The 21,462-nt window shown below is 51.8% G+C and carries 19 protein-coding genes and 1 pseudogene; 17 read left to right on the top strand and 3 right to left on the bottom strand.

Annotated elements, in window-relative coordinates; genetic code table 11:
• Both EGV91_RS15010 and EGV91_RS15005 read left to right on the top strand, forming a co-directional pair.
• Positions 1–227: LexA family protein (locus EGV91_RS15010; protein WP_277751549.1), on the top strand; the 227-nt coding region annotated here is incomplete at its 5' end.
• Positions 228–637: 410 nt separating this feature from the next.
• Positions 638–2,158 carry a right-handed parallel beta-helix repeat-containing protein gene (locus tag EGV91_RS15005; RefSeq protein WP_135505079.1) on the top strand — a complete coding sequence of 507 codons (1,521 nt, stop codon included), beginning with the start codon at positions 638–640 and terminating at the stop codon, positions 2,156–2,158.
• 65 nt (positions 2,159–2,223) lie between these two features.
• Here EGV91_RS15005 and EGV91_RS15000 read toward each other — a convergent pair whose 3' ends face one another.
• Entirely contained in the window at positions 2,224–2,628 is a 405-nt protein-coding gene (locus EGV91_RS15000) for a DUF2512 family protein (protein ID WP_241666201.1), read from the bottom strand.
• Positions 2,629–2,845: 217 nt separating this feature from the next.
• Between EGV91_RS15000 and EGV91_RS14995 the strand changes: the two genes are divergently transcribed.
• The 3 genes from EGV91_RS14995 (at position 2,846) to EGV91_RS14985 (ending at position 7,247) form a co-directional block, all read left to right on the top strand.
• Complete coding sequence (locus EGV91_RS14995) at positions 2,846–4,381, top strand: Na/Pi cotransporter family protein (RefSeq protein WP_135505077.1); 1,536 nt, start codon at positions 2,846–2,848, stop codon at positions 4,379–4,381.
• A 115-nt stretch (positions 4,382–4,496) separates the two neighbouring features.
• Entirely contained in the window at positions 4,497–5,687 is a 1,191-nt protein-coding gene (locus EGV91_RS14990) for a MalY/PatB family protein (protein ID WP_135505075.1), read from the top strand.
• 108 nt (positions 5,688–5,795) lie between these two features.
• Entirely contained in the window at positions 5,796–7,247 is a 1,452-nt protein-coding gene (locus EGV91_RS14985) for an amidase family protein (protein WP_135505073.1), read from the top strand.
• A gap of 232 nt (positions 7,248–7,479) precedes the next feature.
• Here EGV91_RS14985 and EGV91_RS14980 read toward each other — a convergent pair whose 3' ends face one another.
• A complete protein-coding gene (locus EGV91_RS14980; RefSeq protein ID WP_135505071.1) occupies positions 7,480–8,835 on the bottom strand; it encodes a hypothetical protein in 1,356 nt (451 codons plus the stop codon).
• A 261-nt stretch (positions 8,836–9,096) separates the two neighbouring features.
• On the opposite strand from EGV91_RS14980, the gene EGV91_RS14975 reads away from it, so the two are divergent.
• The 6 genes and pseudogenes from EGV91_RS14975 (at position 9,097) to EGV91_RS14955 (ending at position 14,797) form a co-directional block, all read left to right on the top strand.
• Entirely contained in the window at positions 9,097–10,161 is a 1,065-nt protein-coding gene (locus EGV91_RS14975) for an acyltransferase (RefSeq protein ID WP_135505069.1), read from the top strand.
• Positions 10,162–10,348: 187 nt separating this feature from the next.
• Entirely contained in the window at positions 10,349–11,407 is a 1,059-nt protein-coding gene (locus EGV91_RS14970; protein ID WP_135505067.1) for an S-layer homology domain-containing protein, read from the top strand.
• A gap of 164 nt (positions 11,408–11,571) precedes the next feature.
• Positions 11,572–12,045 (top strand): annotated as a pseudogene (locus tag EGV91_RS17565) (Ig-like domain-containing protein); the annotation flags it as partial.
• 207 nt (positions 12,046–12,252) lie between these two features.
• On the top strand, positions 12,253–12,675 hold the full coding sequence (locus tag EGV91_RS17560) for a M15 family metallopeptidase (RefSeq protein ID WP_479681131.1): 423 nt from the start codon (positions 12,253–12,255) through the stop codon (positions 12,673–12,675).
• 136 nt (positions 12,676–12,811) lie between these two features.
• The gene (locus EGV91_RS14960) at positions 12,812–13,174 is read left to right on the top strand and encodes a hypothetical protein (protein ID WP_135505064.1); all 363 of its coding nucleotides are present in this window, start codon (positions 12,812–12,814) and stop codon (positions 13,172–13,174) included.
• 84 nt (positions 13,175–13,258) lie between these two features.
• On the top strand, positions 13,259–14,797 hold the full coding sequence (locus EGV91_RS14955) for a right-handed parallel beta-helix repeat-containing protein (protein WP_135505061.1): 1,539 nt from the start codon (positions 13,259–13,261) through the stop codon (positions 14,795–14,797).
• Between the two features lie 51 nt (positions 14,798–14,848).
• Here EGV91_RS14955 and EGV91_RS14950 read toward each other — a convergent pair whose 3' ends face one another.
• Positions 14,849–16,555 carry a choice-of-anchor I family protein gene (locus tag EGV91_RS14950; protein WP_135505059.1) on the bottom strand — a complete coding sequence of 569 codons (1,707 nt, stop codon included), beginning with the start codon at positions 16,553–16,555 and terminating at the stop codon, positions 14,849–14,851.
• Between the two features lie 300 nt (positions 16,556–16,855).
• Between EGV91_RS14950 and EGV91_RS14945 the strand changes: the two genes are divergently transcribed.
• The 6 genes from EGV91_RS14945 to csrA all read left to right on the top strand — a co-directional run bounded on the left by EGV91_RS14945 (position 16,856) and on the right by csrA (position 21,424).
• Positions 16,856–17,206: a hypothetical protein gene (locus tag EGV91_RS14945; protein ID WP_135505057.1), complete on the top strand. Its 351-nt coding sequence runs from the start codon at positions 16,856–16,858 to the stop codon at positions 17,204–17,206.
• A gap of 179 nt (positions 17,207–17,385) precedes the next feature.
• Positions 17,386–18,537 (top strand): GAF and HD-GYP domain-containing protein, encoded by a 1,152-nt coding sequence (locus EGV91_RS14940; protein WP_135505055.1) that lies wholly within the window; start codon positions 17,386–17,388, stop codon positions 18,535–18,537.
• Positions 18,534–18,878: a DUF3307 domain-containing protein gene (locus EGV91_RS14935; RefSeq protein ID WP_135505053.1), complete on the top strand. Its 345-nt coding sequence runs from the start codon at positions 18,534–18,536 to the stop codon at positions 18,876–18,878. The genes EGV91_RS14940 and EGV91_RS14935 overlap by 4 nt, the downstream gene beginning before the upstream one ends.
• 11 nt (positions 18,879–18,889) lie before the next feature.
• Positions 18,890–20,725: an adenylate/guanylate cyclase domain-containing protein gene (locus EGV91_RS14930; protein ID WP_135505051.1), complete on the top strand. Its 1,836-nt coding sequence runs from the start codon at positions 18,890–18,892 to the stop codon at positions 20,723–20,725.
• Positions 20,726–20,743: 18 nt separating this feature from the next.
• Positions 20,744–21,199, top strand: a complete 456-nt coding sequence (gene fliW, locus EGV91_RS14925; protein WP_135505049.1) for a flagellar assembly protein FliW — start codon at positions 20,744–20,746, stop codon at positions 21,197–21,199.
• Positions 21,200–21,202: 3 nt separating this feature from the next.
• On the top strand, positions 21,203–21,424 hold the full coding sequence (gene csrA / locus EGV91_RS14920; RefSeq protein WP_135505047.1) for a carbon storage regulator CsrA: 222 nt from the start codon (positions 21,203–21,205) through the stop codon (positions 21,422–21,424).
• Positions 21,425–21,462 lie beyond the last annotated feature (38 nt).

The raw sequence follows: 21,462 nt of genomic DNA, 5'->3' as shown, positions 1-21,462 counted from the left end.
GAGCCGGCATCCACAAAGGTGACATCGTCATCGTCCATCAGCAAAATACGGCATCTAACGGCGATATCGTCATCGCCGTCATCGACGATGAAGCAACGATGAAGAAATACATGCCAATGGGAAATGAGATTCTGCTCGTGTCAGAAAATCCGGAGTACGAACCGATTCTGATGCGCAGCGAGGATGTCCATATCAATGGGCGTGTTATCGGGGTGTTGAAAAAGTAAACTGTTTATAAGAGGAATGTTTTTGGAATAGCTGCCGCCTTAGAAAGAAAGGATGGCTAATTTTTGAGTTCTGCATGATGCTGCTTAAATTACAGAAGTAATAGCGGCGGTTGTGTTGCTGATAGTTTTCGAAGATCATGTTTTTCTGCAACAGTTCTTTTAGCGCATCCCGGATTGCAATCGGCGAAAGGCCGCATCATCGACCACCACATCACCGAGTTCCGCGAAGCGCGCGGCTTGTTGGTGAAATAAAGGAAAGCAGGCTCCCGCACCGGAAATTGGTGCGGGAGTGTTTTTGTGTTGGGCCGAATTCAAATCAGGCTATTGCCTGCAGAGACGGCTTTCTGATTGTAAGTTTTCTGAAAAATAGCTAATCTTATTTTAAGAAAATCTATCGAGGGAGGAATTCCATGGCATTCAGACCGAAACACCGCAAACTTTTTGGCAATCAGCCCAGTCCAAGTGAGTTGGATACACGGAGTGATGTCAGCGCAGTCGACGCGATTTATAATGTGAAGTCATTTGGTGCCGAAGGAGACGGGGAAGCGGATGACTGGAGGGCACTTCAAGACGCGGTGGATTTTATCTATGACAACCCAGGCGGCGGTGCGCTGTTTTTTCCGCCAGGTTTGTACCGGATCAGCCAGCCGCTTGAAGTGCCGGAAAGGGATGCGGAACACACCGTTTCCTGGCTCGGCCAAAGCCCGAAAACAACAGTGATTGCGCCTTCCGAACCGATGCCGTATTTGATTCGCATGCGGGGAGGCGACGGCAAGATCGAAGGCATCAAATTCCGTGGGACGGACCCGATGGACGGTTACGCGCAGCATGCCAAAGTCTGCATGCTCGCTACGGATATCCGGAATAAGGTGTTTTCAAATACGGCGTTTGTCTGGGGAGCGGTCCATGGGCTTCAAATCACAGGGAAAGGCAATAATAATCTATGCGTCTTCGATCGGCTGTGCCAGTTTTCGCAGAACGGCACGGTTCTTAAAGGCAGCGGTGCAAGAGGCGAGGCTGATACGGTGGTGTTTGCGGAATTCAATCCGCAAATGAACGATGTCCATGTCGGTGCTTATTTGAAATTCGGCAGTGGCAAAGGCTCGGTTTATCACATCGATGCAGTATCTTCAGGAAGCATAACGGTGTCTCCTGACTTGGAAATTCCGCTCCAGCAAGGAATGGAATATGCAATCCATATCGGCTGCGGCCTCCAAACCGACCGCGGCAGTGACAATAACGTCTACGGCATTTACGACTGCCATTTCGTCGGCAATGCAGGTGCCGGGCTCATGGTGCGCGGGCTGTACGGGCATCATATCCAAGGCGGCAATTTCGATTCGAATGGCATTGCCGGCATTCATATCGGTTCCGGTATGATCAATACGACACCGGCCTATTCCAATACGCTCACCCATTCTTATTTCGAATCAAACGGCTACGCAAATGTGATTCTCGATTACCCATCGGGGTTAACCATTCTGGAGCCGCTGCTTGCGGAACCGGTCGACGGGACAGCGGGGGAGGTCGATTCAATCACTTCATTGCGCGGCTATTACTTCGATTATGACACCACCAGCATCACTTATAATGGGCGGCATTACGGCTATGCGGCAGAAACGGATTGCAGCAAGCCTTATTCAATGGAAGGAACGTCGCAGGCGGCGATCAACCGGCCAGCCGGCGCAAAGAGGCCGGCTGTCATTGAGCTGCCGTCTGCACCGCAGCATCCGTTCAAGGAAAAGCTCGAGATTTTTGTCGAAGACAGCGGCGGTCAGCCTGTGCATTTGATATGTGAATATGCCGCTGTCAATAAACAGCCGGGGAACGTGGGCGTAATGGTTCCGGCCGGAGTCGGTTATGTAATTGCCGTTTACTATAGTAGTCGGAGTTCTTCATGGATGGTGTCGCACACGATACCGCTTGCTTGAGGCAAATAAACCGAAAAATCCTGTTCCAGAAAAACTGGAACAGGATTTTTTAGCATGCATCAGCGTCAGCGGTTACGGGCAGGAATGTTGTATCCGGGCATGATTCTGCGGTCGACGTATTTGTGGAAAAACCATTCGCCTCCGGCAAGAATCATTGCGGACAACAGTCCGGGCACCAGCAATTCCTCACTTGTGCTGCCAAGAATTCGGCCGACCAGCCAAATCAGCAGGAACGCAACGGTGAAATCGATGAACGTTGCGATGGAATTGCGCGTTTTCTGGTCGGTTGGATTGCCGGCATGCAAAAAGATGAACAAGTCGCCCATCACATAAGAAAGCGCGGTCAATGCGAGGCTGATGAGCAGCGTGTCGACGACCGGCACATCGAAAATCCATGCCAGCACAATCAAAAGCACCGCTGTAATCATGATGAATTTTACAATAAAGCCAATCAGCAATTTCATGTTCATAAAAGTGGCCTCCTTTGGAATATGGTGTTAATGGAAATTTACCCGTTCTGCAGGAAATTAAGCGGAAGCAGCGGGTCCATTCGCAAACGCAATGCGCCTGTTTTTATTATCATAGCAATTTTCTTTGCATAAAAGAAAGAATTTTCAGTCTAAATGTGTTTTTTTCTCCTCGCTTTGGCTTACACTAGAGGAAAAGAAACGGCGGGAGGTGGGGGCCATGGAAATGGCGGCTGCGCTTATCGGCGGCATCGGTCTGTTCGTGCTTGGCATGGGGATGATGACGGGGGCGTTAAAAGAGCTGGCGGGTGAGTTCATCAAAGCGTGGATGAACCGCATCGCCGGCGGGACCGGCCGCGCCATTTTTTCCGGTGCGCTCATCACCGCCATCATCCAGTCATCGACAGCAGTGACGCTGTTGACAATCGGCTTTGTCAGTGCGGGCTTGCTGCCATTCCGCCAGTCAATCGGCGTCATCATGGGCGCGAACATCGGCAGCACGAGCACGGGGTGGCTGGTGTCGCTCATCGGTTTCAAGGTGGACTTGTTGTCATGGGCGCTGCCGATTGTCGGCATCGGCGTCTTGGCGCAGACCGTCCTTAAAAAGCGGCAGGCAGCCTACGGCACAGCTGTTGCGGGATTCGGGCTGCTGTTTCTTGGCGTTGGGGTATTGCAGACGGGCATGGCGGATTTACAGGCAGCAGTGTCATTTGAAGGCATGACGAACATTTTTTTGCTGATTGTGATCGGCACATTGATGACGGTCATCATGCAGTCATCATCGGTCGCAGTGGCGACGACGCTGACTGCATTGTTTTCTGGCGTCATCGGCTTTGAACAAGCGGTCTTTCTGGTCATCGGCCAGAACATCGGCACGACTTTGACGGCGGTGTTAGCGTCAATCGGAGCGGGGACGGCAGCGAAACGGGCAGGGCTGACGCACGTGCTGTTCAATCTCGGGACGGCCGTCCTCGCGGTGCTGCTTTTACCGTTATTGATCTGGGTAACGCGAGCGCTGAGCACAGCGCTTTTTGGCACATTTGACGCGGCAGTTGGCATCGCGATTTTCCATACACTGTTCAATGTTCTGGGGGTATTGGTTTTTGCAGCGGTGCTGCCATGGTTCGTCCGGCTGCTTGAATGGCTGGTGCCGGAAAAAGGCGATCCTTTGCTTTATCATTTGGAAGCCCAAGTAGCGGAGATTCCGGAAGTCGCACTCGAAGCGGCGCAGCGCACGATCCAGCTGATCCTCTCGAAACTCTTTGGGCTTGCGCGCGCGATGCTTGCCGGAACCGATGCCGACGCGGACCAGATTGCCCATCTCCATAATGCGGCGATGCAGGTGAGGACGTTTTTGGCGAAAATCGAAACGATGTCGCCTGACGTCTTCAACCGCCACGTGCAAATCCTGCATGCGCTCGACCACATCGACCGCTTGCTGCAAGTGCTCAGTGAGCCTGGCGCAAAAGGGGCAGACCGGCTGCATCCTGGGCTAGCCGAACGTTGGCTGCCGTTGATGGAAAACGCCCAACAGCACATACTCGATGAAGGCACTATGCCCGAACTGATTGCGGAACTTGGCGAGGCATCAGCGACAATGGCCGAACACCGCAAAATCCGCCGCGATGAATATTTCGTGCGCGCCGCGAAATCCGGTGAAGAGCTGGACCTAGTGCTGAAAAAAGTAGAAGCCCTGCTTTGGTATGATGGCGTGTTGTACCATTTCTGGCGTGCAGCGGCGAGGCTGGGGGAATGAATTTTTTTCGTGCTTCGGGATTTATTCTCTCAGCAGGCAAGCCGAAAATCGAGATTTAAAAAAGCATTTGCGTTACGATGGATAAAGAAGCCATTTAAAGAAAGGATGTTTTTGCATGAACTATAATTTCGATGAATTCGTTAACAGAAGAGGTACATATTCTTTAAAATGGGACGGTGCGGAGATCATCAAGCAGTTTGGCATCACGGATCGCTATGATGAGGACACGATTCCGTTGTTCACAGCGGACATGGATTTGCCGGTGCCGCAGCCGCTGATCGACGCGCTGCATAAAACGGTCGACCACCGGATTTTCGGCTACTCGGTGTTCCCGGACGAATATTATCAGGCCATCCAGCACTGGTTCAGCAAACGCCACGATTGGAAGATCGAGAAAGAACAGATCATTTTCAGTCCAGGAACGGTACATGCACTGAATGTTGCAGTCAAAGCGTTCACCAATCCTGGAGACGGCGTCATCATCCAGCGCCCTGTCTACCCGCCATTTACTTCGGCCGTTGAAGGCAACGACCGCAAAGTGGTCAATAATGCACTGATTGCCGACGACAATAATTATTACACAGTGGATTTTGACGACCTGGAAGAAAAAGCGAAGCATGAAGACACGACGATGTTTATCCTCTGCAACCCGCACAATCCGACCGGACGCGTGTTCACCGAAGATGAGCTTGTGAAGATGGCGGACATCTGCCGCCGCAACAATGTTGTCATTGTTGCGGATGAAATCCATGGCGATTTGATCCGCAAAGGACAGACATTCCTGCCGATGGCGAAAGTGGTCGAAGACAGCAGCCACATTATCACATTGACCGCCATCAACAAAACGTTCAATGTCGCAGGATTGCATTGCACAAATGCAGTCATTACCGACGAAGAGCTGCGCGGAAAATTCAGCACGGAGATGGGTTTCCAGCTGTCATCGCCGTTCGCGATCGCCGCGTTGATTTCCGTTTACAACGACGGCGACGAATGGCTCGAGCAGCTGCAAGATTATATCGACGGCACGATGCAGTTCACGCAGGAGTTTTTGGCGGAGCATATGCCGAAAGTGAAAACCTATATTCCGGAAGGCACATACATCATGTGGCTCGATTTCAGCGGCTACGGCATTTCGGCTGAGGAAATCCACGACCGCATCTACAACAAAGCGAACGTCATCCTTGAAGACGGCACGATGTTCGGTGAACAAGGCGAGTTGTACCAGCGCATCTGCACACCGTCTCCGCGCCCGCTGATAAAAGAAGCGTTGGAGCGCATTGCGAAAGAGTTTGAAGACTTGAAGTGAGATTTCGATAAAATGCTCCAATAAAAAATGATATTCAAGGGCCCGAATGGGGTACACTTTTAAAGTGGACCCCATTCGGGTTTTTTGATAGCAAAAGGAGCTGACACTATGGAAAAAACGTCATTTAATATAGCAGAAGCAACGATAGAGGAAATCCAGCAAGCGTTTGCTGCAGAACAATTGACATCAGTGGAGTTGGTCCAAATGTATTTGGACCGCATCGAACAATTCGATAAGAACGGACCAAAGATCAACTCGGTGCTGACGGTGAACCCTGACGCCCTGAAAATCGCGGAAGAACTCGATGCCATCCGCGGACAGGATGGACAAGGCCCCTTGTACGGCATTCCGGTGCTGGTGAAGGACAATATCGACACGACAGATGATATGCCGACTACGGCGGGCACGATCGCTTTGCAGGACAATTACGCGATGGTGGACTCATTCGTGGCAGCTCAATTGCGGGCGGCCGGTGCGATTATTTTGGGTAAAACCAATTTAAGTGAGTGGGCGTTTTTCATGGCTGAAAAAGGTGTCAGCGGCTATAGCGCGCTCGGGGGGCAAGTGCAAAATCCTTACGGCCCTGGCAAGTTTGAAGCAGGAAGTGTCGGAGGGTCGAGTTCAGGCACTGGCGCGGCGATTGCGTCTAACCTGGCGGCTGTTGGCATCGGTACAGAAACATCGGGCTCAATCCTCAGCCCTGCGAGTGCCAATTCAATCGTCGGCATCAAACCGACGGTCGGTTTGATCAGCCGCACTGGCATCATCCCGATTGCGGAAAGCCAGGATACGGCTGGACCGATGGCGCGCACCGTTGCGGATGCAGCGATTGTGCTCGGGATTCTCGCTGGCTTCGACAAAGAAGACCCGAAGACGCTTGAAAGCGACGGCAACGCATTGTCGGATTACACGCCGCATCTGCAAAAAGACGCGCTGCGCGGGGCGCGCATCGGCATTGACCGCACGTTCCTGAGCGCTGCGGATACCGAAGAGCGGAAAGTGATGGAGAAAGCGATTGCCGATATGGAAGCACAAGGCGCTATCATTGAAGATGTGCTGGTGCCGCGCCCGGAATTCGAATCGGAAGTTTTATGGTATGAGTTCAAGCGCGGTGTCGATAATTACCTCAGCAAAACGCCGGACGGTGTGCCAGTGAAATCGCTTGCCGATGTCATCGAATTCAACAAGCAGGATCCTGAATCACGCATGAAGTTCGGGCAAGCGGAACTGGAAAAAGCACATGGGCTGACCGATGACCCTGCAGACCCGCGCTATGTGGAACACCGGGAAACCGATGTGCGCCAGTCGACGGCAGAAGGCATCGACGCCGTCATGGCAGCCCATAAGTTGGATGCTTTGCTGTTCCAGGACAACCACGGTGCGTCGATGCCTGCGAAAGCGGGCTACCCGTCCATTACTGTGCCTGCAGGGTACACCGGAACAGGCATGCCAGTCGGTGCAACGTTCAGCGGCTTGGCGTGGAGCGAAGCGAAATTGATCAGTCTTGCTTATGCGTATGAACAAGCGACGAAAAAGCGCATTGCGCCTGTATTTGAATAAAGACCATCCAAGCAACAGCTGCTCTCGCGTTTTGGGAGCGGCTGTTTTTTAATCAAGTTTATTGAAACAGTTTTTCAGCTTTGGAAACGTTAATGTTAGGGGGGAACAATTTGACAAAGGAGGGGGTAAGGCAACGCCAATGATTGTCCGATCCAGTCAAATGACAATCAAAATGTCAATGAGGATCAAATGATGAAAGCCGTCTTGGGAAATCCAGGACGGCTGTTTGTTATTACTTAAGAAGATACAAGACCACTATGGCTGCATAGCAGATGATCCACAGCATTAACGCGAAACCGGCGTTATGTTTCAGGCTGATTTCAAAAGGGCTTCGCCGGCTCAGTGCGGCGAGCAGCAGATTCAGTCCGGAAAACGGTGAGACGAGTGTCGTCGCCATCCAGCTCGAAAGCAGCCCGAGGCTTAAAAAGAAATGGTCGTCGGCAAACAGCGGCGAATCACTTAATGTGATTGCCAGGATGGTAGCGGTGATCACAGGATGGAGCCCGAGGAGCGCAGGGATGACCATAAGCGCAAGCATCAAAGGGACCAAGAGCAGTACGTTCGTGATGTTCAAGGCGTCGAGCAATGCCACAATCCACTCGTCGGCCCCGTTATTGAGGAGGGCAGTGCCAAATGCCCCTGCGATAATGAACAGCGACAATTCGTTGCCCATGCCTGGAACGCGCGCGTCGAAGAAAGCCTGGTAATTGTGGGCGAGCTGCTGCCGCGTCGAGAAAAAAAGCGACCACACAAATGACATGATGATGGCGACGAGCGGGATCACCGTCAGCACCGACAAACCGGTCATCTTTTCACTGATCATGATGATTGCAGTGATCAAAACGACTACGCCTGCGAGTTCTGCGACTTTCTGCTTCGCGCGGTGCAATTCCAACGGGTCAGGCAGGGGTTTGTCCCGCGGAATCGGCTCCGAAGATTTTCTCTCCAGCAGATAGCCGCTTGCCATGATGAGGAAGGTCAGCACGATTCCGACGGGGAACAGCTGCAGCCACGTGACATCAAAATACGCCAGCACCAGTCCGACTGAAATGAAATACGGCGACCACAGGAATGCCAGGACGAAGCCGCGGATCATCGCCTTAATCCGCAGTATCGTGTAAGGCTCAAATGACGGTGTATCCGTCAGCTGATAGAGGATCGGAATCGAGCCGATGTTCATGACACCGCCGATGCTGCCCGCGGTCAAGGTCGAAAAGAGGTAAAGCTGGTCTGTCTTTTTAATATAGTAGGAAAAAATGACTTCTATGTAGGCCAGGTAATTGCCTTGCCGTATCGGGATCGCCAGCAGCGGCACAAAGATGAAAATGGCCAGGACGTTCGCATTCGTCTGCAGGCCGATGAAAAACGCGTACAGTCCATCTTTGCTGATGTCCATCGCTAACGCCGCGACCGCAAGTGCAAGGATCAGCACTTTCGGCACCCGTTTCAAATACGGGAAAAACGACACGAGCGCAATCAGTGCAAACAGGCTGATGAGCGCAGAAGCATATGGGAATGGGAAAAAGATGGACACCAAATACGTTCCGCCCATCAAGAGCGTGCTGAGTGGACGCAGGATCGGTTTCATGTCAGGAACTCCTTCTGTTATAGGTATCTTCAGTGTGCCAGAAAAGCCGGGAGCCGTCTTTAAATAAGGCTTTTCTGGGGGGAGGAATGAATGGGCGCAAACTGCCCGGCTGAAGAGAATTTCGAGTTTTCGAATAATTAATATGTAAATTTATAGAAAATACTAAAAAATAAATCATTCAATTTATATTGGTGTAATGGTCAAAGATTTGAGTTGAAGGAGTTTTGAAATGGGAAAGAAATTTTTGAAGAAATCCCTTTTGTGCGGGCCATAGCGTGCATGATGGTCGTCTTTGTCCACATTACGGTGGGCACGATCACCGCTGACGATGGATCGACCAATTACCTGAATTTATACTTGTATCAGATGACGCGTCTCGGGACTCCGATCTTCGCAATCATTTCTGCATTTTTGCTATATAGCTCTGTCCGCCGGAGTGGTTTCAGCTTGAAGAAGTTTATTTCTTCGCGGACGATGAAAGTGGTTTCGCCATTTATCCTGTGGACCATTGTGTATTTATCGTATAAAGCGTTTTACCTGGAGCAGGATGTATTTGCCAATCCGGAGCGCAACATCGGCTATTTCCTTTTCGGCACCGGGCATTATCATTTGTATTTCATGGTGACGGTTATCCAGTTTTATATTCTGTTCCCGCTGCTGCAGCTCGTGCGCGTGCGGAAAATCCTGTTGGCGCTGTTTTTCCTGAGCATCCCGTTCAACGCCTATTGGCTGCTTTACGCAGAAGCGTCTACCCCATATAAGTTTTTCAATATTTTCCTGACGCATCGTTCTTCGGTGCTGCATTGGATTTCGTTCTTCCTTTTCGGAGCGGTGCTTGCCGCTTATTACACAGAAATTCTAACATTCCTGAAAAAACGCTGGCTTATTCTTTCGGTGCTGGCCGGCATCATGTTCACAGCGCTGTTCATCGAAATCGATCCGGAGAACATCTTCTCCTCGTCGCGTCCGATCAACTTGCTGTATGTTCCATTGTTCGTACTTTTCCTGTTGTCCATCCATCAGTTTATCGCAAAAATTCCGCTTTTGCTGAAGGCGTTCAACCTTGTCGGCAATTACGCGATGGGCATCTATCTGGTGCACCCGATCGTCAAGCTACAAGTGCTGCGCGTGCTGCCGCCTGAATTCTGGGATCCGCCGTTGATCTTAGTGACGTTCCTGATTATTCTTGCTGTCAGCATGCTCGTCGTCCGCCTGATATTGTTCCTGCCGTTTGCGAACTTCATCGTGCCGGTCGGCAAAGGCAAAAAGGCTGCGCCGAAAACGGTCAAGCAAGGCTTTGGCATGGAAACTGCTGAAGCAAAATAATAATTGCATATCATTAAATGAAAACCGTTGCTGGAATCCCGAGGATTCCTGGCAGCGGTTTTTGCGCATCTGAGGGAAAGCGTCACAAATAGATTTAAAAAACTGAATATTTAGTAATTTTTATAGATTTTAGTAACTTTATACTGGTAGAATGAGGGTAAGAAAATATTCGGTGAGGAGTGAGGGTTTGAAAAGGCTATTGAGTCCGTTTGTAATTGCCTTGTCGATGCTGCTGGTTCTTTCAAGTGCCAGTGCAGCCACGGATTTGCCTAATACCCATTTGTTCTATGATGAAATCGACTATTTGATGGAGAGGGACGTGATTACCGGATATCCGGACGGCACGGTGCGGCCGGACGCGAAAGTGACGCGCGCGGAGGCGGCGGTGATGATCGGCCGGTTGAAAGAATTTGACGGTGCACTGAGCGCGACGCCGTTCAGCGATGTGCCGACAGGCCATTACGCGAGCGGATATATCGCCGAGGCGGCGAAAGCAGGCTTGCTGAAAGGCTATCCCGATGGCACCTACCGGCCGAATGCCCCGATCATTCGCGGCGATATGGCAGTGATCCTTGACCGGATATTCAGCCTGGGCGTCCAGTTTGGCGGCTTTGCGGATGTGAAGGACGGCGTGTATTATTCCGAGGCTATCAGCAAGATGCGGGTCGCGAATATCGCCATCGGCTACCCGGACAACACGTTCCGCCCGCAATCCGATGTGACGCGCGGCCAATTCGCTGCATTCCTGGCGCGCGCACTCGAACCGTTTTTCAAGAACCGCGCAGTGATTCCGCATTCCTACCAGAAAGACAAGACCAAAGCTTTCACTTACCTGCGTCCCGACGGCTCCCGTGAAATCCATCGCTATATTGATGTGCCGGACAAAGGTGAACTGGAATACGGTTTTATGTGGACAGTCAAGGCAGGCGATGACATCTACGAATACCAGGAGCTTGAAAGCTACACGATTTTTGCGTTCGGCTACCCCTATTCGGAATATGACATTGCGCTTGTCTATCCGGTGAAGGTCGGGCAGAAAATCACCAATTACCTCGGTGACGAAAAAATCACCAATACCATCACCGCTGTCAACAAAACCGTGAAGACGCGCTACAAAACCTTCACCAACGCGACGGAAGTGACGGCGCCGGATGGGCTGCGGTATTATATGGCGGAAGGCTACTCGACGATCAAAACGATTGATGCGCAAGGCCAGGTCGTGTTTGAACTGATTGCAGTCGAATAAACCTAACCCCCTTAACGGATGGCAATTTTGTTAAGGGGGTATTTGTTTTATTGGATAACGATGGATGATAAACTAATGAAATCATGCGGTATGAAAATTTATGGCAAGGAAATACATAAACGGATTTGAGCTTTCAGGCATAGAACAGCAAAAGGAGTGGGAAGATGAAATTTTCGAAATGGATGATTACAGCGGCATTAGCCTTTTCGGCAACGGCAGCCGTCCCGGCAGATGGACTGGGAAACCAAGGCTTCGCATTGGCTGCAGCAGATAAGACACCGCCTCCAGCTCCTTCGGTCAATAAAGTGACAGACCAATCAGCGGCAATTAAAGGGAAGGCGGAGTCCGGCGCGAGAGTCCTGGCATACGCAGGCAAAACAAAGCTCGGAGATGCCATTGCAGCAAAAGGCGTTTATTCCATTAAAATCGCGAAGCAAAAAGCCGGTACGCCGATAGCCGTCTACTCATTGGATGCCGCGAAGAACAAAAGCAAAATCAGCATGGCAAAAGTTGCGGCAAGCGCAGTCAAATACGAAACCACGGCCATGTTGAATATGCGCACAGGGTCTTCTGTGAAATATGGCGTTATTGCCGTGATTCCGAAAGGGCAAACGGTCGAGTACGCCAGCAAGAACGGCTCTTGGTTCAAAGTAAAATACGGTACAAAAACAGGCTGGGTCAATTCCGCTTATTTGAAAAAGCCCGGGGCATCGGCTTATCCGGCGCCTTCCGCGAAAACACCGGGAACGGTTAAAAGCGGCGTGCTGGTCGTCAACAAGAAATACGGCTTGCCCTCCACCTACAATCCCGGCATCAACGCCATAGCACAGCGGAGCGCCAACGCCATGCTTGCCGATGCTAAAAGGCAGGGCATTTACTTGCAGACGATCAGCGCTTACCGTTCTTATTCCTACCAGTCGCAATTGTATTCCAATTACGTTATAAAGTATGGCCAGAAAGAAGCCGACCGTTTTGCTGCGAAACCGGGATTCAGTGAGCACCAAACGGGCTTAGCATTCGATTTCGGCGGCAAGAACAATAATGCAGACTGGCTTGAAGGGACATTCGGCAAGACGAAAGAAGGCAAATGGCTCGCAGCCAATGCACATAAATACGGCTTTATCCTGCGCTATCCAAAAGATAAAGAAAGCATTACAGGCTATATGTACGAGCCGTGGCATTTCCGTTATATTGGCGGGGATATCGCTGCGAAAGTGAAAGCCAGCGGGTTGACGCTCGAAGAATATTTAGGAATTCAAGGGAAGTAGGAAAGTCGGAGGCATGCACGCGGCCTCCGGCTTTTTTTATGCCGGCAGGCCATACTGGGACTGTCCGCTTAAAAATGGTACGATGCGGTGGTAAAATAGAGGGACTAAAGAAACAAAAAAGAAAGCAGGTGGCGGTATGGAAGGCAGACAGGATTTGGTGTTGCTGCTGGAGGAACACGGCAATTCTTTTGGCATCCGGCTGCTCGACCGGAATGGCTTCGTGTTCAGCGACAACCGGTTTATGGGCATTCCCGCGATTGGAGAAGTTAGGGTGCTTGTCAGCACGCTGACGCATATTTTCGGCAATTTCAGCCGTGTCACTTACAGCCGCAATTTTCAATGCGTGTGGGACCACAACGCGCGGCCGGATGCTTTCGGCAAGTTCATGGCGGAATTGTTCGCGACGCATAATCCGGATGGCTGGGACGGCTTCAGCGAATTTTTGGAACAGCAGGAAGCGAAGAAACGCGAAGATCCGATGGAAGGCTTGCCCTTTTAATTATCTTAAAAGCAGGATATTTCATGTGAAAATTGAATTAGGTTAAAATGCTCACGAAAATTCGCTTCTAAGGAGAGGACATGAATGGCTTTCGGCTCCAAAAAAAGTAAGTACGGCCTCCAGGCATCAACCGCAAAGAAGATCAAGAAGCTCGGCGAGGAAGTGACATTCAGCGAACGTCCGGACCGCACGTTCAACGTCAAAGCGTTCGGCGCCAAAGGCAATGGCCAGGCAGACGATTGGCGGGCGCTGCAGCAAGCGATTGCGTTCGCTTATAATAAGCAAGGCGGCGGCACGCTGTTTTTCCCGCCGGGGCTTTACCGCATCAGCGAACCGCTTGAGGTGCCGGAAGTCGACAGCGAAAAGCAGACGATTGTGTCCTGGGTCGGCTACAGTGACCAGACCACGATCATCGCGCCTTCCAAACCGATGGATTACCTCGTGCGCATGCGCGGCGGCGACGGCGGCATCAAAGGCATCCGCTTTATGGGCTCTGACCCTGGAAATGGCTATGTACGCAACGCCAAAGTGTGCATGGTCGCAAGCGACATCCGAAATAAGGTTTTCTCAAATACATCGTTCAGCTGGGGCATCGTGCACGGCCTGCAGATTTTAGAGGAAGGCAATAATAATTTGTGCATCTTCGATCAATCGTGCAAATTCGAACAAAACGGCAAAGTGCTGACGGGCACGGACGCCCGCGGTTCCGGCAATGAAATCACTTTTTCCAGTTTGAATATGGAAAGGGACAATGTCCAAGCCGGCGGGTTCATCAAAATCGGCACCGGCACGGGTTCGGTCTATCACATCGATGAAGTATCCGGCAGCGGCATCAAGGTTTCCCCAGGGCTGAAAAATACGTTCCGAACGGGCACCGAGTATAAATTGCATATCGGTTCCGGTCTGCAGATCGACCGCGGCAGCGACAACAACGTCTACGGCATCTATGATTGCCATTTCGTCGGCAATGCCGGAGCGGGGCTCGTGCAGCGCGGGCTTTACGGCCACAATGTCCAAGGCGGCAACTTCGATTCCAACGGCATTGCGGGCATCCACATCGGCAGCGGCACGCTTAACACGACGCCTTCCTACTCAAACACCATCCACCATGCCTATTTCGAATCGAACGGCTATGCCAATGTCATACTGGACTACCCGTCCGGCTTATCGATCATCGACCCGCTGCTCGCGACGCCGACTGACGGCACAGGGGGCGGCGTCGATTCCATCACGTCGCTGCGCAATTTGCCGTTCGACTATATGACGACGAGCATCATCTACAACGGCCGGACGTATCAATACGTGAACGCGACAAACGGCAGTTTCACGTTCAGCGCAGAAACCGGACCGCGCATTTTCGTCAACCAGCCGGCCAATGCGATCGGCCCCGCGGTCATCCGGCTTCCGGCGCCGCCTGCCCACGAATTCGGCGAAGAACTCGAAATTTTCGTGGAAGACAGCGGCGGCTTGCCGGTCCAGCTCGTAAGTGATTTTGCCGAAGTCAATCGGGTCAACGGCCGTTTCGGCATCGAAGCACCGGCCGGGCTTGGCTACAAGATCACTGCCTTTTACAGCCGGCGCCATCGGTCCTGGATGGTGTCGCATACATTGCCGCTCGAATAGCGCAACAACAAACCCGCCTGCAGCTCAGCTGCAGGCGGGTTTGTTGGTTTGTCATCGTTTATTTCTTTTATGGCCGTCTTCCAAGGAATAGGCGGCAATCGTGCCGGACACTTCATGTGCAGCCAGCAGCAATTCCTGGCCAGTCGGGCTTTCTTCTGCCGGGATGAACGTCATCCCTTCAGGTGCGACATCGCCGCTTTTATCGGTGACGTCTCCGCCGTTGAAGACGCGGCTTGAGAAATAGGTGTTGAATTTAGGCTTCGTCGGTTTCGACAAATCATAGACCATGATACCGCCTTGGCGCTCCAGGCCGATAAAGGCGTAATGAGTGCCAGCTACATTTCCGGTTACGACGCTTTCCGGTTCAGGGCCTTTGTCGTCGCTGCGGTTGTCGAATTTGTCTTCGGTGTTTGTCGCGTTGAACGAATCCGGATAGACTTCAGCTGCGATTTGTTCGAAATCATCGCCGCTGTCGTAGGCCAGTTCCATCGACTCGGAATGCCAGACGGAGAACGAACGGCCGCCGAACCCGTAAATGGCTTCGTATTTGCCGTTTTCATTTTTCGGCTGGGAAACGGATGTCGTTAAACGGCCAAGCTGGTTTTCTTCAAACAAGCCATTTTGCACGAGTCGGTCGAGCTGCTTTTGGTTATAGCCTCTATATAAACTGGCGTCGAGTTCATAATCTACCACCAAGTCTGCCACGCGGGCTTCTTCAGAAAAGCCTTCCCAGTCCTGGACGTCGCCTTCGTTTGCAGAGAGGATGTAGGTTTCGCCGCGTGATTCGAATGCCGTGATGCCGTCCGGCTGGAACATCGAAAGCACCGGCCAGTTGCGGATATCGATGGCATCGTCTTTGTTCGAAGCATCAAGCTTATTGGCAGGAACGGAATAATCCTTCAAGCCGAGGCTTTGCACGGAAACAAATTGATCGCTTTCCAGGTCGAGCTTGGCAATTGCGTTGTTTTCCTGCAGTGCGACATAGGCTGAATCGCCGTCTTCGTCAACGGTGATGAATTCGGGTTCCAGGTCTTCGGCATATGTGCTGTCCTTATGCACTTTGCGGACGTCTTCATCGATGATGTTTTCCGTGAACTCCGCAGTTGCCACATCGCTGTCGCTGATTGTCCCAATCGGCTTTGTCACATCGATGATGCTGACAGAGCCTTCCGGGTTGACGCTGTAATCTTCGCTCGGCTCGCCTTCGTTCGCTACGAGCAATTTGCTGCCGTCCGGCGTGAACGCCAGCATATCCGGCAGCGCTCCGACGCGGACGTGGCTAAGCGGTTCGCCATCGGTTGACATGAAGACGACAGAGCCGGCATCGGTTTTATCGGCAGCCGGCACCGAAACGGCGATGTAGCCGCCGTTCGGATGAATTGCGACACTGGTCAAGTCAGAAGTTTCGACGCCGAATTCACTCAGCGGAATGCGTTTTACTAGTGGAATGTCCGCAGTGGAATCCTTTTTCAGCCCGGACAAGTCGATGATGTCGATCGCACTCGCTGCACCGTTCACGGAAAAAGCACGGAATGTTTTCGGATCGTAAGCCACGATTTCCGTTCCGCCTTCATCAATGTCCGCGCCGCTCGTATAGCGTCCGAGCAAGCTGACTTCCAAGCCCTTATTGCCTTGTTCGTAAAGTTTGAGGCCTTCAACTGATTCGGCTGCAGCCAGTGCTGAAGGTGGTGAATGGAATAAACTCAGCGACAGCACACCGATCGCCGCTGCAGGCAACAATTTTTTCAACTTAGCCATTCTGTAATTCCTCCTCATCGTTTCTGGTTCTTCTTTCAGTGTAGCGGTGCATTGTGAAGAAAAGGTTTCGCCATTGTACGGGGATTGTAAATGCCGCGGGTTACAGAGACTGACGGATCTGATAGCCCCCTTTGAACCGGTTATCAGGTAATCGGGATTCCGCCGGAGCTTCTCAAAAAAAATAAAAAAATCTTCTTTATAGGTATTAAAATTTAGGTGAAGTCTGCCGATATAGAACTTATAGCCTAGCTAGTGTTAAAAGAGGTGAGAGAATCGATTACGATAAGACAGGAGACCCATATGGTAACTAAAGAAGCAATCAAAACAACACAACGGCCAGCGGCTTCAAAAACAGAAGAATTGGCGCAGCTGCTGGAACGTTTGGAAGGCGACGATAAAGTGATCGCCCAAAACGCCCTGCAGGAAATCCGCCACATGGAGGAGCAGCTTCATGCAGCACAAGGGCGGTTCAGAGAAATGGAATTGTTTTTCCGCAATTGGGCGGAAAGTTTCGACAGCATCCTGTCGGCACCGGTCAATATCGACAATCACGAACAACTGAAAATCCGCTATCCGGCGCTGCGCAATTCAGCGCGCAATCTGGTGGGGAGCTGCCAGAAGAAAATCAGCGAATTCATTACATCGCATTAAAGCGAAGGTCCGGCCAATACGCAAACAAGGCTTTCAGGGATGCATTTCCTGGAAGCCTTGTTTTGAATGATTTATCAATATTTTCCACAATTATTTATTAAACAATCGTGCTACAATAACGGTAGATGGCGTGGTCCCCATGTCCATTTGGCGGGATTACGGATTATTGGAGGCATCACATGCAGGAAACGATGGAATTGAAGCAACGGATCCAGGAGCTGATGAGCCTGTTGGAGGCTTTCAAGCAACTGAATTCCAATATAGAAATTGAGGATGTGTTTCAGGACATCCTTTTGCAGATGGTCAACGTGCTGGGAGCGGAAGCGGGCACGCTGTGGGTGCTTGATAACGGCCGCGAAGTGATTCAGGCGGTAGCGGCCCACGGCAAATCGGCTTCGAAAGTCCTTCATTTTGAAATGGCAAAGGGGGAAGGAATTGTCGGGCAGGTCGTGGCGAGCGGCGTGGAACAGTTGATTGGCGACGCGTCGGTGCATCCGCAATGGGCGAACCGCGTCGATTCGACGAGCGGTTTCGTCACGAAATCGATGATTACAGTGCCGCTAGCGGCAAAAGGCCATGTCCTCGGCGCACTGCAGCTATTGAATAAAACCGGCGGCGGGCTGTTTTCCGGTCAGGATATGCGCATCGCGTTGGCGCTTGCCAGCCAGTCGGCACTCGCGCTGCATAATAGCCAGATGTTTGACGAAGTGTCGCGCATGCTGCTGAGCATGATCCGCACGCTGGCAAAAATTCTTGACGCGCGCGACCCGTACACGGCGGGCCATTCCGAACGGGTGGCGCAGTATTCGCTGGCGATTGCGCAGCGCACCGGCATGGACGGGCATGAATGTGAGGAATTATACAGAGCGGCATTGCTCCACGATATCGGGAAAATCGGCATCGCCGATGACGTGCTGCGGAAACCGGCGAAACTGACGCGAAAAGAGTACGAAGACATCAAGCTGCACACGGTGATCGGCGCGGGCATCTTGTCCAATATGGAGCCGAAAGCGGCCATGGCAAACGCGATTGCAACGGCGCGTTCACATCACGAGCGGCTCGACGGCTCGGGTTATCCGGACGCTTTGAAGGGCGAGGACATCCCGTTGTTCGCACGCATTGTTGGCATAGCGGATGCGTTCGATGCGATGACGACAGCGCGCTCATACAGCAAAGGCTTGCCGCTGCGTGAAGCGGCGGCGGAGTTGATTCGCTGCAAAGATACATTATTTGATGCAGCATTGGTAAATGCTTTTATAGAAGTCTTGGAAGAAAGCGATTACCAGGTAGGGAAGGGATTTGGCGAAATTACAATGGGCTATGGCTTATGACAAAATTCGAGTATTTATTGATCGGCCATTTAATCGGCGATTTCCTGCTGCAGACAAGTTGGATGGCGCAGCATAAAGCGACGCGCTGGCTTCCGCTGATGGCGCACGTCACGGTTTATACCATCGTGGTAGGCTCAATGGGGGCTGCAGGCGGTGGCTTGTCGATGCCTGCAGTTGCACTGATCTTTTTCAGCCATATCGTGCTGGACCGCAGAACCTTCGTGGCTTTCTGGGTCAAGCATGTCCAAACCGTCAAGAACAACGAACAGCCTTGGCTGCTGATCATGGCAGACCAGATTTTCCACATTATCGTGCTGGCGATCGCCATCGCCATCTCATAGGAGCGACCATCATGGAATTTAAAGCAAGAACCTATATTGCGGAGAAAGAATACCCGGTGTCAAAAGAGACCGCGTGGGGTTTGCTCGCAGACAATAATCGCATGAACCGTTATATCGGATTGTTTCCGGTCGTCTTCAGCGGTGTGGCGCAGGAAGAGCAAGGTATATTCTTCCGCAACGCCAAAGCGAAAGCACTTGGTGTCGTGCCGATTTCTTGGCAGGAATATCCGTTTGAATGGCGGGAGCATGAAAGCTATCAAGTCGAGCGGCGCTATATGGATGGCCCGATGAAGAATTATTTGTTCGGTGTCGAGTTTTTGGAAAGCGTTTCGGGCAATCCGGATTGCACGCTCATCCGGGTAACGGGAGAATTCGTGCCGCGCAACGCGCTCGGCATTGCCGCGATTGCACTGATTGCTGCGCCGTCAGTCAAAAAAACGATTGGCTATATGGATGATTTCCTGTTGTCGGGTGCGAAAGAAGTGTTCGAAGCGCCGCAGAAATCGCCGAATCACAAAGTCGATGTAGCGGAATTGGCGCGGTTAGAGGGCGTTTTGCGAAAATATCCTGTGGACGGGGAATTGGTTAATATGCTGTGCCGCTATTTGGTCAATCAAGGCGACCACGACGTCGCCCATATCGAGACTTATGCCGTGGCCCAGCAATGGGGCGAAGATCCGGACAAGGTTCTGCGCATCTTGCTGTATGCTGCAAAAGCCGGCATGCTGAATCTCAGCTGGAACTTGATGTGCCCGAATTGCCGGGTATCAAAAGAACAGCTCGGTTCGCTTGAGCAATTGCAGCCGGACTTCCATTGCGACCTGTGCGGCGTCGTCTACGATGCGAATTTCGATCAATTTGTCGAATTGCATTTCTCGGTGCATCCGTCGATTCGCAAAGCGTACGCAGAAATATTCTGCGTCGGTGCGCCGACGATCACGCCGCACGTCAAAGTGCAGAAAGTATTGAAGCACGGAGAAAGCGCAGAAATTGCAGTTCCTTCTATAGATAGTCCGCTGCGCCTGCGTGTGCTGCAGGCGAATGCGATCGCGGATGTTTCTCTGATGGGAGACGCTGGGGAAATAACATATGATGGCACCCGCTGGTCAGCCGATGCCGTGGCTGGTGCTTCCATTGTCCGCATACGCAACGCCAGTGCGACTGACATCGTCGTCGCATTGGAAGAAACGGCGTGGAAGAAAGAGACGGTAACGGCCGCGAAAGTGACGGCATTGCAGGAGTTCCGCGATTTGTTTTCTTCGGAAGTACTGTCGCCGGGGCAAAACATCAGCATCGGACACGTGACGATTTTATTCACCGACTTGGTCGGTTCGACGTCGCTGTACGAATCAGTCGGCGATTCCAGCGCATACGGCCAGGTGCGCAACCATTTCGACTTTCTGGCCGAGCGCATCGCGTGCAATTCCGGCAGCATCGTCAAAACAATCGGAGACGCCGTCATGGCTGTGTTCCACTTGCCGGCAGACGGCTTGAATGCTGCGCTGGAAATCCAGCGTGACATTGCCGCATTCAACGACAGCGCCAAAGAAGATTTCATGCTGCGCGTCGGTTTGTTCAGCGGGCCGGCGATTGCCGTCAACTCGAACGGCCGGCTCGATTATTTCGGCCGCACCGTCAACATCTCGGCACGGATCCAAGCGCAAGGCCACGGCGGCGACATCGTCTTTGGCAAGGAATACGTCGAACAAGCGCAATTGAAGCGGCTGCTGAAGAATGCACACTTGGACTGTGAGCGGTTTTCGGCTAAACTGAAAGGCATCGAAGGCAACATGGAACTGATCCGTGTGAAATACAAGGAACTGCGCGTGCAAGACAACGCCGGGTAAAGCGAAAGGAAGTTGAAGATGAAAATCCACACAACGCAATTCGGAGAAATCGACGTCGCGGACGAATCCGTGATGACTTTTGAAAAAGGCATTCCAGGCTTTGAAGAGTTTAAGGAATACGCGTTAATCCCGGCAGATGCTTCGGAAAGCTCGCCGTTCTTTTTCCTGCAGTCGACGGCATCCGCCGAACTGAGCTTTTTCCTCGTCGATCCGTTCACCTTTTTTGCGGATTACGACGTCAAGCTTGAGGAATCCATGGCGGCTCGCTTAGGATTGGAAGACCCGTCGGAAGCCATCGTCCTCACGACAATCACCACCGGCGGCGACATGAAAGACGCCACCACCAATCTCAAAGCTCCGATCATCATCAACAACACCAAACGCCTCGGTATGCAAATCGTGCTGGACAATAAAAACTGCGGCATCAAGCAGCCTTTATTCCACAGCGGTGCAGCCGGCAAAAGGCAGGTGTAGGAGATGCTCGTACTCGGACGCAAAAAAGGTGAATCCATCATCATCGACGACAACATCGAAATCACCGTCACCGCCATCGAAGGCGAAACCGTCAAGCTCGGCATCTCCGCACCGAAGCACATCACGATACATCGGCAGGAAGTGTATTTGGAGATCCAGGAAGAAAATAAGCGTGCAAAATCGAATGTAATCAATTTGAGTGATTTTTTGGGAATGAAAAAGTGAATAGGTGGGGGACCAAGCCTTGGGGCTTGGTCCTTTTT

The organism is Planococcus koreensis (assembly GCF_004761975.1).
Classification (GTDB): domain Bacteria; phylum Bacillota; class Bacilli; order Bacillales_A; family Planococcaceae; genus Planococcus; species Planococcus koreensis.
The sequence above is the reverse complement of the archived record's forward strand: the minus strand, read 5'-3'. Positions and strand labels throughout refer to the sequence as shown.

Excerpts from the sequence above, each read along its gene's own strand:
- EGV91_RS15005 (WP_135505079.1), top strand. The coding sequence starts at position 638 with ATGGCATTCAGACCGAAACACCGCAAACTTTTTGGCAATCAGCCCAGT.
- EGV91_RS15000 (WP_241666201.1), bottom strand. The coding sequence starts at position 2,628 with ATGAACATGAAATTGCTGATTGGCTTTATTGTAAAATTCATCATGATT.
- EGV91_RS14995 (WP_135505077.1), top strand. The coding sequence starts at position 2,846 with ATGGAAATGGCGGCTGCGCTTATCGGCGGCATCGGTCTGTTCGTGCTT.
- EGV91_RS14990 (WP_135505075.1), top strand. The coding sequence starts at position 4,497 with ATGAACTATAATTTCGATGAATTCGTTAACAGAAGAGGTACATATTCT.
- EGV91_RS14985 (WP_135505073.1), top strand. The coding sequence starts at position 5,796 with ATGGAAAAAACGTCATTTAATATAGCAGAAGCAACGATAGAGGAAATC.
- EGV91_RS14980 (WP_135505071.1), bottom strand. The coding sequence starts at position 8,835 with ATGAAACCGATCCTGCGTCCACTCAGCACGCTCTTGATGGGCGGAACG.
- EGV91_RS17560 (WP_479681131.1), top strand. The coding sequence starts at position 12,253 with ATGCTTGCCGATGCTAAAAGGCAGGGCATTTACTTGCAGACGATCAGC.
- EGV91_RS14960 (WP_135505064.1), top strand. The coding sequence starts at position 12,812 with ATGGAAGGCAGACAGGATTTGGTGTTGCTGCTGGAGGAACACGGCAAT.
- EGV91_RS14955 (WP_135505061.1), top strand. The coding sequence starts at position 13,259 with ATGGCTTTCGGCTCCAAAAAAAGTAAGTACGGCCTCCAGGCATCAACC.
- EGV91_RS14950 (WP_135505059.1), bottom strand. The coding sequence starts at position 16,555 with ATGGCTAAGTTGAAAAAATTGTTGCCTGCAGCGGCGATCGGTGTGCTG.
- EGV91_RS14945 (WP_135505057.1), top strand. The coding sequence starts at position 16,856 with ATGGTAACTAAAGAAGCAATCAAAACAACACAACGGCCAGCGGCTTCA.
- EGV91_RS14940 (WP_135505055.1), top strand. The coding sequence starts at position 17,386 with ATGCAGGAAACGATGGAATTGAAGCAACGGATCCAGGAGCTGATGAGC.
- EGV91_RS14935 (WP_135505053.1), top strand. The coding sequence starts at position 18,534 with ATGACAAAATTCGAGTATTTATTGATCGGCCATTTAATCGGCGATTTC.
- EGV91_RS14930 (WP_135505051.1), top strand. The coding sequence starts at position 18,890 with ATGGAATTTAAAGCAAGAACCTATATTGCGGAGAAAGAATACCCGGTG.
- fliW (WP_135505049.1), top strand. The coding sequence starts at position 20,744 with ATGAAAATCCACACAACGCAATTCGGAGAAATCGACGTCGCGGACGAA.
- csrA (WP_135505047.1), top strand. The coding sequence starts at position 21,203 with ATGCTCGTACTCGGACGCAAAAAAGGTGAATCCATCATCATCGACGAC.